Consider the following 17,237-nt stretch of genomic DNA (forward strand, 5'->3'; position numbering starts at 1 on the left):
TGACCCCATGCCTGCTGCTGTTTCCCTTCGCCCCCGCGCTGCGGGCTGGCGCTCCCTGCTGTTGCTTGCATTGGCCTCGGCCAGCCTGCCGGCCGCTGCGCAGTCGATGGCCTGCGGCACCTACAAGGACAGCAGCGGCAACACCACGCTGACCCTCGAGAGCGAAGGCCACGGCTTCCTGTCCGGCCCCTACCAGGCGACAGAGGAGCTGCGCATCGCCCGCCAGGAGGACGTGCTGGGTACCGGCAACCTGTCCACGGGCCAGCTGGAAAATTGGTACTTCTCGGACAACGACCGCACGATCAGCACGCCCTATCGCGAGTTCACCCGTGAGCACGCCGCCGCCTGCAAGACGATGCCGGAGCCCATCGAAGACGGTTGCGTGATGAACACCTCCGAGTGCCTGGAGGCGCTGCCGGAGGCCGCACCCGTGAAACTGCACGCCTGGTGTGCCGAGGGCGTGGGCGCAGCCTGCATGCGGTTGCTGGAGACCTACCAGCAGCGGGCCAAGGACGCAGTCCCCGCGCCTGCACGAGCCGAGCCGCCGAAACCGGAGATCTGCAAGGAGGATTCCGCATCCTTCAACGCCGAGGGCTGCCGGGCGATCGCCGAGGTGATCGGGCTGGAGATGATCGGCAAGTCCCTGCTCGGGCTGCAGCATGCGGTCGACCCTGCGTTGCCGTCGGCGCAGCTCGATGAGCTGGCCGCATTGTGCCGGCAGCAGCACGGCGAGACCTTCTGCGCCGACGTTGCCGAGGTGCTGTGGAGTGGTGGACGCCTTTCACAGGCCCACGAAGCACTGCAGCTGTCGTGCGCGCAGCGCGCGGACGGCGTGGCCTGCGGCCGCGCCAAGGCACTTGCCAGCCTGGCCACCGCACCGGCCGCTGCACTGGCCCCGGTGCCGGCCACCGCACTGCCCTGTGGCAGCTTTGAAGCCGAATACGGCGTGCTCTCGCAGCTGCGCTTCCTTGATGGCGGCCTGGTTGAGGCCGAGGGTCGCGACCAGCGCATGCGCGCGCGCCTGCAGGACGGCCGTATCTTCATCCGTCGCGATGTCGGCAGCGACTTCGTTCTGCAGCTGCTGCAGAACGGCAACCTGGCCAGCATCGATAGCGGCGACCGTTTTGCCTATTACGAGCGCAAGCCGACCACAGGCAGCGCCAGCTGCAAGCCGCCTGTGGCCTTCGTGGAAATTCCGCTGCCGCTGGATTGCCCGACCCTGGCACGCAAGGACGGCGCAAAGGCCTGCTGCACCGATGGCAAGCTGCTCGGCTGCAAGGTGGCCGGCGAAGCGCTGTTCGAGTCCGAAAAATGGGCCGCGTCGCTGCCCTACTTCGAGACGCTGTGCGGCGCGGGCGTGCGCGAAGGGTGCCTGGCATTGGCAGCGGTGTATTCGCACACCGCAGACCCGAAGATCCCGCAAGCCATGGCTGCGATCTGCGCGAAGGATGGCAAAGGCACGCACGTGGCCTGTGATGTGGACGCCACCCGCAACTGGCCGGCGCTTAAGGCCGAAGCCGCGCCCTGAGGCTCATGCACCTGTAGAGCCGAGCCCATGCTCGGCTCCGGACGCAAGGCAGCCGAGCATGGGCCCGGCTCTACAAGGTCAGGTGCTCTTCCTCGGAATGATGGTGATGTGCCCGTTGATCTCCAGCAGGGCCAGCTCGACATCCTCCACGCCCAGGCCGCCCTGCTGGCGCATAGCGGCCTCGAAATCCGCACGCGTGACCTGCTCGCGACGCAGAACGGCGTCGAACAGGCGCCCATCACGCGCGATCACCACGGGTTCTCCTTCAACCAGGCGCTCGATCCGCCGGCTGCGGGTACTCACCCAGCCTACCCCATAGTTGAGCAGGATCAGGGTTGCGGCCAGCAGCAGGCCACCGCCCAGCGAGGTATCGGTGCCCAGCAGCGCGTTCTGCACCGCATTGCCCAGCAGCACCACCAGCAGCACGTCGAACGGGGTGATCTGCCCCAGCGGGCGCTTGCCGCTGAGCCGGACCATGCCCAGCACCACGACATAGACCACCACCGCGCGCAGGATGAACTCCCACCACGGCATTGCCAGTGCGAACAGGTCGGGCATGGTCTTCCCCTGCGGAGCGGTGGCCCAGCGTGGCGCAGGCCATGGCGTCTGGCAACGGCGCAAATAAAAAGCCCCGCTGACCAGGGGGAGGTCAACGGGGCCGGGGAACGGGCACTTGGGGAGGAGTCCCCGTTCCGAGATCTGCTCCAGGGGATGGGAGAGATCCACAACAGGCGTTGCGCCTGTCGAGAGTTATAGAAGCACTCCGAACACTAACGGTTCGTGAAGGGGCCCAATTTAATGAACCTCGATCAGGGCAACATTCATGATCGAGTCAGAAACCTCTGACGAATGAACGAATTCACGTCGTTTTCGGCCTGAAACACCCTCAGTGTGCTTCGTCCCAGTTCTTGCCGATGCCGGTATCGACCACCAGCGGCACGCGCAGTTTGGCCGCTTGCGACATGCGCTCCACCACCTGCAAACGCAAGTCTTCAACGAAACTGCTTTCGGTTTCGAACACCAGTTCATCATGCACCTGCAGGATCATCCGTGCCGGTGCGCCGCTGTCGCGCAGCCACTGGTCCACGTCCACCATCGCGCGCTTGATGATGTCGGCGGCGGTGCCCTGCATCGGCGCGTTGATCGCAGCACGCTCGGCGCCGGCGCGCAGGCCCTGGTTACGTGCATGAATGTCGTTCAGGTACAGGCGGCGGCCGAACAGGGTCTCTACATAGCCCTGGTCGCGGGCCTGCTGGCGCATCCGCTCCATGAAGTCGCGCACGCCCGGGTAGCGGCTGAAGTACAGCGCCACGTAGTCCTGCGCCTGGCCGCGGTCGATGCCCAGGTTGCGGGCCAGGCCGAAGGCGCTCATGCCGTACATCAAGCCGAAGTTGATCGCCTTGGCAGCGCGGCGCTCGTTCGGGGTCACCTCTTCCAGCGTACGCCCGAACACCTCGGCGGCGGTGGCACGGTGCACGTCGGCGCCCTGCTCGAAGGCACGCACCAGGCCCGGGTCCTCGGACAGGTGGGCCATGATCCGCAGCTCGATCTGCGAGTAGTCGGCGGCCAGCAGCTGGAAGCCCTCCGGGGCGATGAACGCGCGGCGGATGCGGCGGCCATCTTCGGTGCGGATCGGGATGTTCTGCAGGTTGGGGTCCGACGAGGACAGGCGGCCGGTGGCGGCGCCGGACTGGTGGTAGCTGGTATGCACGCGGCCGGTGTCCGGGTTGACCATCTCCGGCAGCTTGTCGGTGTAGGTGCTGCGCAGCTTGGCCAGCCCGCGGTACTCCAGGATCACGCGCGGCAGCTCGTGCTGGTCGGCAATCGCCTCCAGTGCCTCTTCATTGGTGCTGGGCTGGCCCTTCGGGGTCTTCACCACCGCCGGCAGCTTCAGCTCGTCGAACAGCACCGCCTGCAGCTGCTTGGGCGAATCCAGGTTGAAGCTGCGCCCAGCCAGTTCGGTGGCCTTCTGCTGCGCCGCCAGCATGCGCGAGGACAGGTCCTGGCTCTGCCGGCGCAGTTCGTCGGTGTCGACCCGCACGCCGTTGGCTTCGATGCTGGTCAGCACCGGCACCAGCGGCATCTCGATGTCGCGGTACACGCTGTCCAGTGCCGGTTCGGCCAGCAGCTGCGGCTGCAGCGCGCGGTGCAGGCGCAAGGTGATGTCGGCGTCCTCGGCCGCATAGCGGCTGGCTTCGTCGATGCCCACCTGCGAGAACGGAATCTGCTTGGCGCCCTTGCCGGCTACGTCCTCGAACTTGATGGTGCTGTAGCCCAGGTAACGCAGGGCCAGCGAATCCATGTCGTGGCGGGTGGCGGTGGAGTTGAGCACGAAGCTCTCGAGCATGGTGTCGTCGTGGTAGCCCTGCACGTCCACGCCGTGACGGCGCAGCACGTGCAGGTCGTACTTGCCGTGCTGGCCCAGCTTCTTCTTCGCCGGGTCCTGCAGCATCGGGCGCAGCGCATCCAGCACCTGCTGCATCGGCAGCTGGGCCGGCGCACCCGGGTAATCGTGGCCGACCGGAATGTAGGCGGCCTTGCCCGGCTCGACCGCCAGACTGACGCCGACCAGGCGCGCACGCATCGCGTCCAGCGCATCGGTTTCGGTATCGAAGCTGATCAGGTCCGCCTGCTGCAGGCGCTCGACCCAGGCCTGCAGCTGCTCGGCGGTCAGCACGGTCTCGTATTCACCTGGCGCGGCCAGCGCCGGATCCAGCGTGCCCGCTGCCGGTGCCTCGGCGCTGCCGCGGGCAAAGCCTGCTGCCGTACCGCGCAGGCTTGGCGTTGCTTCGCTGGCGGCCGTCGGCGCCGGCAGCGGTGCACCCAGCTCCTTCAGCGCCTGGGTGAAGCCGTAGCGCGCATACAGCTCGGTCAACTCCGGCACGTCCTGCTCGCGCAGGGCCAGCATGGTCGGGCTGGCGTCCAGCTCCACGTCGGTGCGGATGGTCACCAGCTCGCGGTTCAGCGGCAGCCGCTCCAGCGCCGCCCGCAGGTTCTCGCCGATCTTGCCCTTCATGGTCGGCGCGGCCGCCATCACCCCATCCAGGTGCTGATACTCGGCCAGCCACTTGGCGGCGGTCTTCGGCCCGCACTTCTCTACGCCCGGCACGTTGTCGACGGTATCGCCCATCAGCGCCAGTAGGTCGATGATCTGGTCGGCGCGCACGCCGAACTTCTCCATCACCGCCGCGTCCGAATCCATGCGGCTGCCGGTCATGGTGTTGACCAGCTCGATGCCCGGGCGCACCAGCTGGGCAAAGTCCTTGTCGCCGGTGGAGATGGTCACCTTCAGGTCCTGCGCCACGCCCTGCAGGGCCAGCGTGCCGATCACATCGTCGGCTTCCACGCCGGGAATGCGCAGGATGCTGATGCCCAGCGCTTCGACGATGCGGCACATCGGCTCGACCTGGCTGCGCAGCTCATCGGGCATCGGCGGGCGGTTGGCCTTGTACTGGTCGTAGAGGTCATCGCGGAAGGTCTTGCCGGGCGCATCGACCACGAACGCCACGTAGGCCGGGCGTTCCTTCAGCGTCGAGCGCAGCATGTTGACCACGCCGAACAGCGCGCCGGTGGGTTCACCCTGTGCATTGGACAGGGGCGGCAGCGCGTGGAACGCGCGGTACAGGTAACTGGACCCGTCGATCAGGACTAATCTGCTCATGGGTCGATTCTACGCGCCCGTGCCTGCATCGCGGCGACACGGCAGGCGCCCGGCGATGGGGCATAATCAAGGCTCTTTCCAGGCAAAGGCCCCCGCCGATGAAGACCCTGATGCTGGCTTCCCTGCTCCTGCTCGCTGGCTGCGCCAGCATGGGTGGTGCGGGCGCTCCCCCGGTGGACGTCAAGGGCGCGGATGTATCCAAGCGCACCATGGACAACGGCGATGTCATCGAGGAATACCGCGTGTCCGGCCAGCTGCGCATGGTCAAGGTGACCCCGTCGCGCGGTGCCCCGTTCTACATGTACGACAAGAACGGCGACGGCCGTTTCGACAACGACAAGGATGGCGTGTCGCCGGTGTACTGGAAGCTGTACAGCTGGTGATCTGACCGGGGTCGGATCCCTGCGATCCAGTAGATCCACGCCATGCGTGGATTCACCCCCGGCCCCCACAAAAAACAACGCCGGCGCGCATCCTGCGGCCGGCGTCGGGTCCCCTCCCCGGGAACGCTTGAATCAGCGGATGACCAGCACCGGCAACGTGCTGCGTGCCAGCACCTCAGCGGTCTGGCTGCCCAGCAGCACGCGGGTCACGCCCCGGCGGCCGTGCGAGGTCATCACGATCAGGTCGCTGTTGCGCTCGGCCGCCGTCTCGATGATGCCGTCGGCCGCGTAACGGTCCAGCACATGCACCGGGTTGGCGGTAATGCCCTGCTCGGCGGCCTTGGCCAGCGCCGGCTGCAGCACTTTCTGCGCGCCTTCCTCGCGGTCGGCCTTGTACTCCGGGCTGTTCATGTAGCCCACGCTCCAGCCCATGGCGTCGTACATGCCGACGGCCCACGGCTCGGACACAGTCACGATATCGACCTCGGCATTGAGGTCCTTGGCCAGCTCCAGGCCCTTGGCCAGGCCCTTGTCGGCCAGCTCGGACCCGTCGGTGGCAATCAGGATGCGCTTGTACATGGTGGGGCTCCGTGGCGATCTGCCAGATGGGAACGACACCATTACACACCGGATGTGCAGGCTGCGCCTTGAGCAGGATCAATCCGGCGCCGCGCAGCGGCGTGTGCGCACCGCCGGCTTGCGTACCCACTGACCGCGGCGCATGCTGACCAAGCGGTATCGGGCCGCCCTGGGAGAACCCGCATGCAGGACAGCAAGCCGACATCACAAAGCACCCTCAGGATCATCCTGTGGAGCCTCAGCGCCGCCTTCGTGCTGTTCTGCGGCGGCTATTACCTGGGCAAGGATCTTGCCCAGCGCGACAACGCCCGGCAGTCAGCCGGCCGATAACCTGCTCCTGTAGAGCCGAGCCCATGCTCGGCTGCGGACGAAGCAGCCGAGCATGGGCTCGGCTCTACATCAGGCCCACCCTCAGGCGATCTGCACCACGCGTGCGTTCTGGCACAGCGGATAGCTGGCCACGAATTCGGCAATCGCATCACGCATCGCCTCGAACGATTCGCCATACATGTACAGCGCGGTTTCGGTCGGGCCCTGCCACCAGCTGCAGATCTCGCCCAGGCCGTCGATGTTCTCCGACAGTTGTTCGAATACGTGGTTGGAATCGCACTGTTCGTAGACTTCGTCCGGCAGATTCAGGCCATCCAGATAGATGCCCAGGCCCTCGGTCACGCCGAAGCTGCGGTCGGCCTCGCCCGCGCCGTGGATCTTCGAGCCCTTCGGTGCACCCAACTGCTCCAGCAGGTCGATCAGCTTCGGCACGCCACTCGCATCGACCAGCGCCACTTCGATGTCGCCGTATTCGACCTCACCCAGATCCGACATCGCGGTGCCGCCGCCGGTGAGCTCGCCCACCTGGGCCGCCTGCAGCAGCGCGTCGAGCGGATCTTCGAACAGCTCGTGGCGATGCTCCGGCTGCAGCCGGGCGTTCAACTTCACGGTGACGTGCAGCGTAGGTTCGGTCATGGGGGCGTTCCTGGAAGATGTGGAGCCTATTGTAGAGCCAGGCCCATGCTCGGCTGCTTTTCGCGCCAGAAGCAGCCGAGCATGGGCTCGGCTCTACAACAGCCTGTCAACGCAGGAACGGCGTCACCTTGCGCTTCAGCAACTCCACCAGCACCGGGTCCATGTACTCGTAGTCATCAGGGATATCCAGGCAGATCACTCGCTTGCCGTTCAACCACGCCTTGTAGCGGCTGGACAGCCGGTTGCGGTGGGCGCGTTCCATCACGAACACCAGGTCGGCCCACTGCAGCAGCTCGGGGCTGAGCACTTCCTCGGCGTCGGCCAGCAGCCCGGCCGAGGCGGTCTCGATGCCCGGCCAATCGGCGAATACCTGCTCGGCCGTCGGGCTGCGCAGGCGGTTCTGGCTGCAGAGGAAGAGCACGTTGCGGGTCATGCGTACTCACCTTGGTAGAGCCGAGCGATGCTCGGCTGGTTTTCTCCGCCAAAAGCAGCCGAGCATGGGCTCGGCTCTACAGGAATTCCTGCCCCCCCGACGGTGATCAGATCACCGTCAGGTTGGCGTAGGCCATCACCAGCCACTTGCTGCCGGCGTCGGCGAACTCGACCTGCACGCGGGCGTGGGCGCCGCTGCCTTCGTAGTCGGTCACCATGCCTTCGCCGAACTTGGGATGGGTGACCAGCGCGCCGAGCTTGATCGGCGGTGCTTCGATCGAGGCATGGCCCATCACCCGGCTGGCGCCCATCGAGGCCGGCCGCGAGACCTGCACCTTCGGGCGCACTTCGTGCAGCAGCTCGCGCGGAATCTCGCGCAGGAAGCGCGAGGGCAGGCTGTAGTTGTCCTGGCCGTGGATGCGACGCGATTCGGCATAGCTCAGCACCAGCTTCTGGCGCGCGCGGGTGATGCCGACGTAGGCCAGGCGGCGCTCTTCCTCCAGCCGCCCGCTTTCTTCCAGCGAACGTGCGCTGGGGAACAGGCCGTCTTCCATGCCCGCCAGGAACACCAGCGGGAATTCCAGGCCCTTGGCCGAATGCAGGGTCATCAACTGCACACCGTCCTCGCCGGCCTGCGCCTGGCCTTCACCGGCCTCCAGCGCGGCATAGGCCAGGAACGCGACCAGCTCGTCCATGTCCTCGCCCACTTCCTCGACGTCGTCGGCGCGGCGCACGAAGCGCGACGCCACCGAGACCAGTTCGTCGAGGTTGTCGGTACGCGATTCCGAATCCAGCGAATTGCGGCTTTCCTTGCTCCAGTGCTCGCGCAGCTGCGAGCGGGCCAGCACGTGTTCCACGCGCTCGGCCAGGGTCATGTGCACGGTCTGGGCCTGCAGCTCGTTGACCAGCCCCAGGAAGCCGGCCAGCGCATTGCGCGCGCGTGCGGCCAGCGCGTTGCCCTGGGTGACCAGCATGGTCGCTTCCCACAACGAGATGCCCTGTGAGCGCGCCTCGCGGCGCACTTCGTCGAGCGTGCGGTCGCCGATGCCCCGGGTGGGCGTGTTGACCGCGCGCTCGAAGGCGGCGTCATCGTTGCGGTTGGACAGCAGGCGCAGGTAAGCCAGCGCATCCTTGATTTCGGCACGCTCGAAGAAGCGCATGCCGCCATACACCCGGTACGGCACCTGTTCGCTCAGCAGCGCTTCTTCCAGCGCGCGCGACTGCGCGTTGCTGCGGTAGAGCACGGCCACTTCGGTGTAACTGCCACCGTCGCGCACCCATTGGCGGGCACGCTCAACGATGTAGCGCGCCTCGTCCATCTCGTTGTACGCCGCGTACAGATCGATCGGCTCGCCGTCACCGCTGTCGGTCCACAGCTGCTTGCCGATGCGGTCGGGATTGTGCGCGATCACCGCGTTGGCGGCACCGAGGATGTTGGCGGTGGAGCGGTAGTTCTGCTCCAGGCGGATGGTCTGCGCACCCGGGAAGTCGCGCAGGAAGCCCTGCACGTTCTCGACCTTGGCACCGCGCCAGCCATAGATGGCCTGGTCATCGTCGCCGACCACGAACACGTGGCCGGAATCGCCGGCCAGCACGCGCACGAAGGCGTACTGGATGGCGTTGGTGTCCTGGAACTCGTCCACCAGGATCTCGCGGAAGCGGGCGCGGTAATGCGACAGCAGCGCCGGGTTGTCGCGCAGCAGTTCGTGCGCGCGCAGCAGCAGCTCGGCGAAGTCGACCAGGCCGGCGCGGTCGCAGCGCGCCTGGTACTCGATGTAGGCCTGGCGCATGGTTTCCAGCCACGCATCGTGCGGCTCGGGCTGGATGTGCTGCGGGCGACGGCCCTCGTCCTTCTGTGCGTTGATCCACCACGCGATCTGCTTGGCCGGGTACTTGCCGTCGTCCAGTTCCAGCGCCTGCACCACGCGCTTGACCAGCCGCAGCTGGTCGTCCGAATCCATCACCTGGAAGCCTTCGGGCAGCTTCGCGTCCTGCCAGTGCAGGCGCAGCAGGCGGTTGGCCAGGCCGTGGAAGGTGCCGATCCACATGCCGCGGCTGCCATGGGGCAGCTGGGCGTCGATGCGGTGGCGCATCTCGCCGGCCGCCTTGTTGGTGAAAGTCACCGCGAAAATGCCGTGGGTCGGCACGCCATTGACTTCATGCAGCCAGGCGATGCGGTGGGTGAGTACGCGGGTCTTGCCGGAACCGGCACCGGCCAGCACCAGGTGGTGGCCGGGGGGAGCGGAGACGGCTTCGCGCTGGGCCGGGTTCAGGCCATCAAGCAGGTGGGAGACATCCATGCCCCCATTTTACGGCATCGCCGTCGCGGCTCCTGCGATCACTTCGGTGGCGAGCGCCTGCGCCTGCTGACGCAGTTCAGGCACCGCCAGGCTTTCCCACAGGCTGCCGATGCGCAGGCTGCCGAGCACGCCCAGCCGCGCCTGCGGCTGGCCACCGGCGGCGCGCAGGCGGCCGCCCGGCACCGTGCTGTCCAGGCCCAGCCCATGCGGGCCGGGGCGGGCCAGCCCATCGGCCTGCAGCTGCTGCAGCAACGGATTGCGCAGCGCACTGGCGCGGGTTTCGACGCCGGTGGCGTTGATCACACCGCTGATCGTCCACTGCTGTTCATTGCCGGAGGCATCGCGGCCCGACAACTGCAGCGCATCGCCGTCGCGCCAGACGCGCTGCAGGCGGGACCGGTGGATACGCAGTTGGCCGCTGTCCTGCAGGGCCTGCAGCTGCGCGTCCACCTCTTCGGCGATGCGGTGGCGATGCACGTCCCAGTAGCGCACCACATGGCGCAGGAAACGACGCTGGTCGGCCTCATCGAGGCTGCACCACAGCGCCTGCCCGTGCGGACGGATACGGTCCATCACGCTCTGCCATGGCAAGCCGTCGGCCTGCGCCTGACGCGCGAACCCACGTAGCGCGCGCAGGCGCTGGCGCAGGTTCATCGGCAGCAGCATCGCCGGATCGAAGCTGGGCAGGCCGCCGTGCGCGTGTGGCAGCGGCAGCAGGCCATGACGCGAGATCACATGCAGCGGCCCGGTGTGACCGGCGGCGACCAGCGCCAGCACGGTGTCGGCCATGCTCAAGCCGGAGCCGACAATGGCCACGGCCTGTTCGCCGGCCAAGGTACGCACACCGTCGTAGTCCCAGGCCTCGATCACGTCGTCGGCGGGCAGTGCCTCGGCACCGGCCACCGGCAGCGGCCGCATGCTGTTGCCGGTGGCGAGCACCGCCTGCGCGGCGTGCAGCGTGCCGCCATCGCCGAGTGCCAGCTGGTAGCCGTGGTCATCCGGTTGCAGGCCCAGCACCGGTTGCGCGATCACCTGCAGCTGCGCCGGGCTGGCGGCCACGGTGTCCTGCAGGCGCTGCTGCAGGTAGGCGGCAAAGAAGTGGCGGCACACGTAGCGCTCGCCCAGCACCTCGCGCGCCTCGCCCGGGTAGGCGTTGGCGGCCATCAGGTAATCGAGGAAATCGCCGGGATGGTCGGCAAACGCGCTCATCTTGGCCGCCGGCACGTTCAGCAGATGCTCCGGCCACGGCGTGGCATAGGCGATGCCCTGGGCCAGCTGCGAGGCGGGTTCGAAGATGGCCAGCGCCAGCGGCGCGTGGGCCTGGCGCAGTACCTGGATCGCCACCAGCACCCCCGCCGCACCACCACCGATGATCGCCAGGTCCAGTTCGCCATTACGCGGTGAATCAGTCATGCACCGATTGTAGGCCATCGGCGATGACAGGCCGGATTGCCGAAGCGGGCGGTTACCGCCGCCTCACATCAACGCATCGGCCAAGCGTGCGATGCCCTCGCGGCTGCGCCGCCAGGCAGGACGCTTGCGCCATTGCTGCAGATCCAGCTGCCGCGATTCACGCAGGTAGCCATCCTCGATCCCGCACAGCTGCTTCACCAGCGCATGGTCGTAGCAGATCAGGCCGATTTCGGCATTCAGCGCGAACGAACGGATATCCATGTTGATCGAGCCGAGCACGGCGATGTCCTCGTCCACGCTCATGTGCTTGGCGTGCAGGAACTGCGGTTCGTACAGGGCGATGCGCACGCCACAGCGCAGCAGCTCGTCGTAGTAGGCCTCCTGCGCCCACGAGGTCAGCCGCTGGTTGTTGCTGGCCGAGAGGATCAGCTGCACCTGCACGCCGGACAATGCGGCGATACGCAGCGCGCTCAATGTGGCCTCGTCGGGCACGAAGTACGGGGTCACCATCACCAGCCGGCGCCGCGCCAGATGAATCAGCGCCGCAACCGCATCGCGTGCGTTGCTGTACGGGTAGGCCGGGCCGCTGGGCAGCAGCTGGGTGGCGATGTCGTCGCCGCATTCGGGAACATCGGTGATCACATCCAGGCGCTGGCCGGTTTCCATGTACCAGTCGCTGGCGAACACCGCTTCCAGATGCGCCACCGCCGGGCCGCGCACGCGCGCCACCAGCTCGCGGTTCGGGTGGCCAGGCACGAACTGCGGGCCGGCCAGGTTCTGCGAACCGACATAGGCCACTTCGTTGTCGATCACCGCGATCTTGCGGTGGTTGCGCAGGTCCATGCGGCCGCTGCGGCGCCAGCGCAGGCCACCGGGCAGCATCGCACGCACTTCGATGTCGCGCGCCTGCAGGCGCTTGCGATAGGCACGCAGGCCGCGCTTGGCGCCCACCGCGTCGAGCAGCACGCGACACTGCACGCCCCGTGCAGCCGCACGCTGCAGGGCCTCGACGATAGCCTCGCCCACCGCGTCGTCGAACATCAGGTAGTACAGCAGGTGCACCCGGTCTTCGGCCTGATCGATGTCGGCGATCAGCGTGTGCAGCGATTCGTCGTAGTCGGTCAGCAGATCGACGGCGTTGCCGTGCACCGGCATGAAATCGCCCTGGCGCTGCACCAGCGGCACGATCTCGGCGCTTGCGGTATCCGGCTGCGGGGTCCAGCGCAGGCGGTGCTGCAGCGCCTGTTCCTCGCGGATGACCTGCGAGGCCTCGGCCTGGCGGCGGATGCGTTCGCGTGACAGCCACGGGTGGCCAAACAGCAGATACAGCGGCAGGCCCAGCAGCGGCACGAAGCCGACCAGCAGCAGCCAGCTGCGCGCCGCACCCGGCGTGGTGCGGGTGGGAATCCAGCACAGCGCAACCAGCCGGATCAGCCAGTCGATCAGCAGCAGATACGAACCCAGCAACCACTCGAACAGCATCGCGTCGCCCGTCGGGAGGTGATGGGCCATTCTGCCCAGCAGGGTGTGTAGAGTCGAGCCGCGCTCGACTGCTTTGAACCAGCGTGTTGACCAAGGTCGACACCTACCAGGCGCGGGGACAGTGCGCCGGCCAAGGTTGGCGGCCGCCGGGTATGGGAACAGCGTGCCTACCAACGGTCGGCACCCACCATGGGAACACCGGGCGTGGATACCGGGCATGAAAAAACCCGCCACAAGGGCGGGTTTCTTCGCGGGGATCAGCAATCCTTGCGGATTACTTGATCTTGCCTTCCTTGTACAGGACGTGCTTGCGCACGACCGGATCGTACTTCAGGAATTCCATCTTCCCCGGGGTGTTCTTCTTGTTCTTGTCGGTCGTGTAGAAGTGGCCGGTACCGGCCGAGGAAATCATACGGACCTTATCGCGCTTGCCTGCCATGATGCTTTACTCCTCAGACCTTTTCGCCGCGCGCACGCAGCTCAGCCAGAACGGAATCAATGCCGTTCTTGTCGATGGTGCGCAGTGCATGCGCGGAAACACGAAGCTTGACCCAGCGGTTCTCGCTGGCCACCCAGAAACGGCGCTCGTGCAGATTCGGCAGGAAACGACGACGGGTCTTGTTGTTGGCGTGCGAGACGTTGTTACCCGTCTGCACTCGCTTGCCGGAAACCTGGCATACGCGGGACATTGCGCACCTCGATAGTAGTAGTTGTCAGCCCGTAGCCCGGGAGACGGCGGCCTCGATGGTTGCCCACCACACGTCAAGAGAATCAAAGGGTTACGCTGGCGTTGGGCGGCCGGGGACGTGCTCCCGGGGGCGCCGCCCGGTAGAAAACCGGACACAGCGAGCCGCGCATTATGCACGGGTTCAAGCACTTGCGCAAGTTACCCACAGGCGAGGCGACTGAACGTGGCACGCCTCGTTCATGGCAGGGCTGGCCATACTGACGGCCCCTTCCGTGGCGCCGCCCCCCGATGCGACTGCTGGCCCTGACCTATGGAACCGAAGGCGACACCCGGCCGCTGGTGATGCTGTGCCATGGGCTGCGCCAGGCCGGCCACGAGGTGCTGCTGCTGGCCGAACAGGGAACGTTGGGCAGCGCGCGCGCGCTGGGGGTGCCGCACGCGGCGCTGGAAGGCGACATCCACGACGAAGTGGTGGCCCTTGTGGCACGCGGCAACAACCTGGCCGCCGCGTCGCGCGGCCTGGCGCGGATGGCCGGTCGCCATGTGCCGACCTGGATGACGCAGGCCGATGCGGCCGCCGCCGGCTGCGATGCCGTGCTGACCGGCGGCCTGGCCGCGCTTGTCGGCCTCAGCGTGGCTGAGCGGCACGGCCTGCCGGGCATCGGCACCGGCATGATTCCGCTGACGCCGACGCGCGACTTCGCATCGCCCTTTCTGCCGCCGATGCCGCTGCCGGGCGTCCTGCGCCGGGCCAGTTACGGGCTGGTCAACCAGGCGGTGTGGCGCACCTTCCGCGGGCCGATCAACGCCGCGCGCGCCGCACTGGGGCAACCGCCGCGCCGCACGCTGTGGACCGGCCTGCCGATGCTGTACGGCATTTCCCCGCAGCTGCTGCCGCCGCCTGCCGACTGGCCGACCGATCATGTGGTGTGCGGGCAATGGCGGATGCCGGAACAACCTTGGTCGCCGCCCGCCGACCTGCAGGCCTTCCTCGATGCCGGGCCCGAGCCGGTCTATCTCGGCTTCGGCAGCATGACCGGCTTCGACCGCGAGCGCGTGCTGTCGGCCCTGCTGCAGGCGTTGGCGCCACGCCGCGTGCTGCTGTTTCCGGGCTGGGCCGGACTACCGTCGGGTGCTTTGCCAGCGAACGTGTTCGTGGTCGGCCCGACCCCGCATGAAGCACTGTTGCCACGCTGCGCGCTGGCCATCCACCATGGCGGCAGCGGCACCACGCATTCGGCCTGCCGCGCCGGCATTCCCTCGCTGGTGATGCCGTTCGCCGCCGATCAGTTCTTCTGGGCGCGGCGCCTGCAGACGCTGGGGGTGGCGACTGCGCCGTTGTCACCCAAGCGGTTGGATGCGGGAGTCCTGGCGGCGGCCATCAGGTTCGCCGAGGACGGCGCGACGCGTGCGCGTGCGGTTGCACTGGGCGTAGCAATGGCGAGCGAGGATGGCGTGGCCACGGGCGTGGCGATGATCGAGCGCTGGCTGCAGCCGGCGTAACCCCGCGCGGCCATCAACGCAGATGCGGGATCACCTGGGCCAGCAGATGGGCATCCTTCAGCGCGCCGTGCAGGCCGCGATTGCCGGGAATGCGCAGGCGCTGCAGCACATCGTCCAGCTTGTTTCCCTGCCCGGGCCAGCGCCCGCGCGCCAGCTTCAGGCTGCAGGTGATGCGGCAGTGCTGGGCCAGCGTGGCGGGAATGCCGGCCAGGCGCAGCTCGTTGTCGAGGAAACCCACATCGAAGGTGGCGTTGTGCGCGACCATCTCGCTGCCGCGCAGGAAGTCCAGCAGTTCGGCGGCCTTGCTGGAGAACAGCGGCTTTCCCACCAGCATTGCATCGCTGATGCCGTGCACGCGCTGCGCGCCCCAATCGACCCTGCGCTGCGGTTGCAGGTAGGTGTGGAACTGGCGCCCGGTGAGCTGGCCTTCGATCAGTTCGACGGCACCGATCTCGATCACGCGATGACCCAGGCGGTGGGAGATGCCGGTGGTTTCGGTGTCCAGTGCGACGATGCGATTCATGCGTGGCGATGGTTCCTGTTGCGTGCCGCGATGATTTTCGCATGTCTGCAGCAGGAAGGTCCCACTGGAGAGCCGAGCCCGTGCTCGGCTCACGCGCTAAGCGCGGGCCTTGGGCGCTGGTGCCAGACGCAGCCGAGCGTGGGCTCGGCTCTACAGGCGCGCGCGATCAACCCGACGCTTCCACCACCCAATCGATGAACACCCGCAGCCGCTGGCTCATGTGCCGATTGGGCGGGAACATCACATGCATCGGCATCGGCGGCAGCTGCCAGTCCTCCAGTACCGGCAGCAGTTCGCCACGTGCGACATGCGATTCGGCCATGTAGCTGGGCAGCGCGACCACGCCGAGACCTGCCAGCGCCGCCGCCAGATAGGCGTTGCCGTCGTCGAAGCCGACCGTGTAGCGGCCCTGCACCTCGATGCGCTCATCGCCGCGCTGTGCAGTGAACACGCGGGCACGGCCACTGCGCGGGCTGAGGAAACCGACCATGTGGTGGTCCGGCCCCTCCAGCGCGCGCGGGTCGGCCGGCATACCGAAACGCTGCACATAGCCCGGGCTGGCATGGAAGCCGATCGGCAGTGCAGCCAACGGCCGCGCCACCAGCGCCGGGTCGGCCGGCGTGCCACCACGGATCACGCAGTCGACGTTGTCGGCAATGACATCGACTTCGCGGTCACTGACGCCGATATCCAGCTGGATCTCCGGGTAGCGCGCCTGGAACTCCGGCAGCGCCGGTACCAGCCGCAGCCGTGCGTAGGGCCCAGGCACATCCACGCGCAGGCGCCCGCGCGGCTGGGTAGCCGCGTCGCCCAGCCCGCCTTCGACCTCGTCCAGTTCGGCCAGCAGGCGGGCGATGCGCGGGTAATAGGCCGCGCCGTCGGCGGTGACGCTGACCCGCCGGGTGGTGCGGTTGAGCAGGCGCAGCCTTAGGTGCGCCTCCAGCTGCTGCACCAGCTGGGTAACCGTGGTGCGGCTGATCTGCAGGGTGTGCGCGGCGCGGGTGAAGCTGCCGGTTTCCACTACCCGGGCAAAGGCCCGCATCGCCTCGAAACGGTCCATGGCCGGCCGTGATTATTTGGGATTGGCAATCAATCTAGGCCGATCATCGCGGTTTATCCAGACAGCGCTCGCGAGGAGGATGGCGTTCTCTCCCACGGGATCTTCCCCATGTCACAGCGTGATGTCGTTTTCCCCGCCGGGCGCCAGGCCCTGTACGAGCGTAACCGCTACTCGCCGGCGATCCGGTCCGATGGCTTCCTGTTCGTTTCCGGCCAGGTCGGCAGCCGCGAGGACGGTTCGCCCGAGCCGGACTTCGAGGCACAGGTGCGCCGCGCCTTCGAGAATCTCAATGCGGTGTTGGCCGCCGCGGGCTGCACGTTCGATGACGTGATCGACGTGACCGTGTTCCTGGTCGACCCGGAAACCAACTTCGAGAAGGCCTGGGCGATCGTGCCCGAGTACTGGGGCGAGGCGCCGCACCCGACCCTGACCGGTATCGGCGTGACCTGGCTGTACGGGTTCCAGTTCGAGATCAAGGTGATCGCGAAGCTGCCGTGACCGAGCCCATGCTCGGCTGGTCGTGCGAAAGCAGCCGAGCGTAGGCTCGGCTCTACAGACGCGCAGCCCGGTGTCCGACCCCACGGGCCGAAAAGCGTGTCGACCAAGGTCGGCACACACCAGGGCAGGTTGCCCCCGGGCCGTCCAGCTGAACGGGAGATTCCGACGTATTCCCGAAGCGGCCATTGATATTGTATCCGGCGAAAACCGCTTGCTAGCCT

At 67.3% G+C, this 17,237-nt stretch carries 17 protein-coding genes; 5 read left to right on the plus strand and 12 right to left on the minus strand.

The window, feature by feature from the left end:
• Positions 1 to 7: 7 nt before the first annotated feature.
• Positions 8 to 1,528 carry a hypothetical protein gene (locus AC5QAH_RS16720; protein WP_010482346.1) on the plus strand — a complete coding sequence of 507 codons (1,521 nt, stop codon included), beginning with the start codon at positions 8 to 10 and terminating at the stop codon, positions 1,526 to 1,528.
• Positions 1,529 to 1,606: 78 nt separating this feature from the next.
• Here the strand turns inward: AC5QAH_RS16720 and AC5QAH_RS16725 are convergent, their stop codons facing one another.
• Together AC5QAH_RS16725 and polA are read right to left on the minus strand one after the other, a co-directional pair.
• Positions 1,607 to 2,086 (minus strand): DUF421 domain-containing protein, encoded by a 480-nt coding sequence (locus AC5QAH_RS16725; protein ID WP_049454188.1) that lies wholly within the window; start codon positions 2,084 to 2,086, stop codon positions 1,607 to 1,609.
• A 328-nt stretch (positions 2,087 to 2,414) separates the two neighbouring features.
• Positions 2,415 to 5,189, minus strand: a complete 2,775-nt coding sequence (gene polA / locus AC5QAH_RS16730) for a DNA polymerase I (RefSeq protein ID WP_019337919.1) — start codon at positions 5,187 to 5,189, stop codon at positions 2,415 to 2,417.
• 98 nt (positions 5,190 to 5,287) lie between these two features.
• Between polA and AC5QAH_RS16735 the strand changes: the two genes are divergently transcribed.
• A complete protein-coding gene (locus tag AC5QAH_RS16735; RefSeq protein ID WP_005411628.1) occupies positions 5,288 to 5,572 on the plus strand; it encodes a DUF2782 domain-containing protein in 285 nt (94 codons plus the stop codon).
• A gap of 132 nt (positions 5,573 to 5,704) precedes the next feature.
• Here the strand turns inward: AC5QAH_RS16735 and AC5QAH_RS16740 are convergent, their stop codons facing one another.
• Positions 5,705 to 6,151 (minus strand): universal stress protein, encoded by a 447-nt coding sequence (locus tag AC5QAH_RS16740; RefSeq protein WP_005420335.1) that lies wholly within the window; start codon positions 6,149 to 6,151, stop codon positions 5,705 to 5,707.
• Between the two features lie 183 nt (positions 6,152 to 6,334).
• Between AC5QAH_RS16740 and AC5QAH_RS16745 the strand changes: the two genes are divergently transcribed.
• A complete protein-coding gene (locus AC5QAH_RS16745; protein WP_021203516.1) occupies positions 6,335 to 6,481 on the plus strand; it encodes a hypothetical protein in 147 nt (48 codons plus the stop codon).
• 81 nt (positions 6,482 to 6,562) lie between these two features.
• Here AC5QAH_RS16745 and AC5QAH_RS16750 read toward each other — a convergent pair whose 3' ends face one another.
• From AC5QAH_RS16750 to rpmB, 7 genes are all read right to left on the minus strand, one after another.
• Entirely contained in the window at positions 6,563 to 7,117 is a 555-nt protein-coding gene (locus AC5QAH_RS16750) for a hypothetical protein (RefSeq protein WP_010482356.1), read from the minus strand.
• 106 nt (positions 7,118 to 7,223) lie between these two features.
• Positions 7,224 to 7,550 (minus strand): low molecular weight protein tyrosine phosphatase family protein, encoded by a 327-nt coding sequence (locus tag AC5QAH_RS16755; protein ID WP_049454192.1) that lies wholly within the window; start codon positions 7,548 to 7,550, stop codon positions 7,224 to 7,226.
• Between the two features lie 106 nt (positions 7,551 to 7,656).
• The gene (uvrD, locus tag AC5QAH_RS16760; protein WP_049454194.1) at positions 7,657 to 9,849 is read right to left on the minus strand and encodes a DNA helicase II; all 2,193 of its coding nucleotides are present in this window, start codon (positions 9,847 to 9,849) and stop codon (positions 7,657 to 7,659) included.
• A gap of 9 nt (positions 9,850 to 9,858) precedes the next feature.
• The gene (locus AC5QAH_RS16765; RefSeq protein ID WP_049454196.1) at positions 9,859 to 11,280 is read right to left on the minus strand and encodes an FAD/NAD(P)-binding protein; all 1,422 of its coding nucleotides are present in this window, start codon (positions 11,278 to 11,280) and stop codon (positions 9,859 to 9,861) included.
• A 45-nt stretch (positions 11,281 to 11,325) separates the two neighbouring features.
• Complete coding sequence (gene cls / locus AC5QAH_RS16770; protein WP_049454197.1) at positions 11,326 to 12,744, minus strand: cardiolipin synthase; 1,419 nt, start codon at positions 12,742 to 12,744, stop codon at positions 11,326 to 11,328.
• Positions 12,745 to 13,018: 274 nt separating this feature from the next.
• Positions 13,019 to 13,186 carry a 50S ribosomal protein L33 gene (rpmG, locus tag AC5QAH_RS16775; protein ID WP_169411268.1) on the minus strand — a complete coding sequence of 56 codons (168 nt, stop codon included), beginning with the start codon at positions 13,184 to 13,186 and terminating at the stop codon, positions 13,019 to 13,021.
• Between the two features lie 10 nt (positions 13,187 to 13,196).
• Entirely contained in the window at positions 13,197 to 13,433 is a 237-nt protein-coding gene (gene rpmB, locus AC5QAH_RS16780; protein ID WP_005411638.1) for a 50S ribosomal protein L28, read from the minus strand.
• A 287-nt stretch (positions 13,434 to 13,720) separates the two neighbouring features.
• On the opposite strand from rpmB, the gene AC5QAH_RS16785 reads away from it, so the two are divergent.
• Positions 13,721 to 14,935, plus strand: coding sequence for a glycosyltransferase (locus tag AC5QAH_RS16785; protein ID WP_010482363.1), 1,215 nt, complete (start codon positions 13,721 to 13,723; stop codon positions 14,933 to 14,935).
• A gap of 13 nt (positions 14,936 to 14,948) precedes the next feature.
• On the opposite strand, the gene dnaQ is transcribed toward AC5QAH_RS16785, so the two are convergent.
• The gene (gene dnaQ / locus AC5QAH_RS16790; protein WP_010482365.1) at positions 14,949 to 15,458 is read right to left on the minus strand and encodes a DNA polymerase III subunit epsilon; all 510 of its coding nucleotides are present in this window, start codon (positions 15,456 to 15,458) and stop codon (positions 14,949 to 14,951) included.
• Between the two features lie 166 nt (positions 15,459 to 15,624).
• Positions 15,625 to 16,518, minus strand: coding sequence for a LysR family transcriptional regulator (locus AC5QAH_RS16795; RefSeq protein ID WP_049454199.1), 894 nt, complete (start codon positions 16,516 to 16,518; stop codon positions 15,625 to 15,627).
• 108 nt (positions 16,519 to 16,626) lie between these two features.
• Here AC5QAH_RS16795 and AC5QAH_RS16800 point away from each other — a divergent pair, with 108 nt between their 5' ends.
• Positions 16,627 to 17,016 (plus strand): RidA family protein, encoded by a 390-nt coding sequence (locus AC5QAH_RS16800; protein WP_049454202.1) that lies wholly within the window; start codon positions 16,627 to 16,629, stop codon positions 17,014 to 17,016.
• Positions 17,017 to 17,237: the final 221 nt, after the last annotated feature.

Source organism: Stenotrophomonas sp. YJH_SMC_43, from assembly GCF_059372535.1.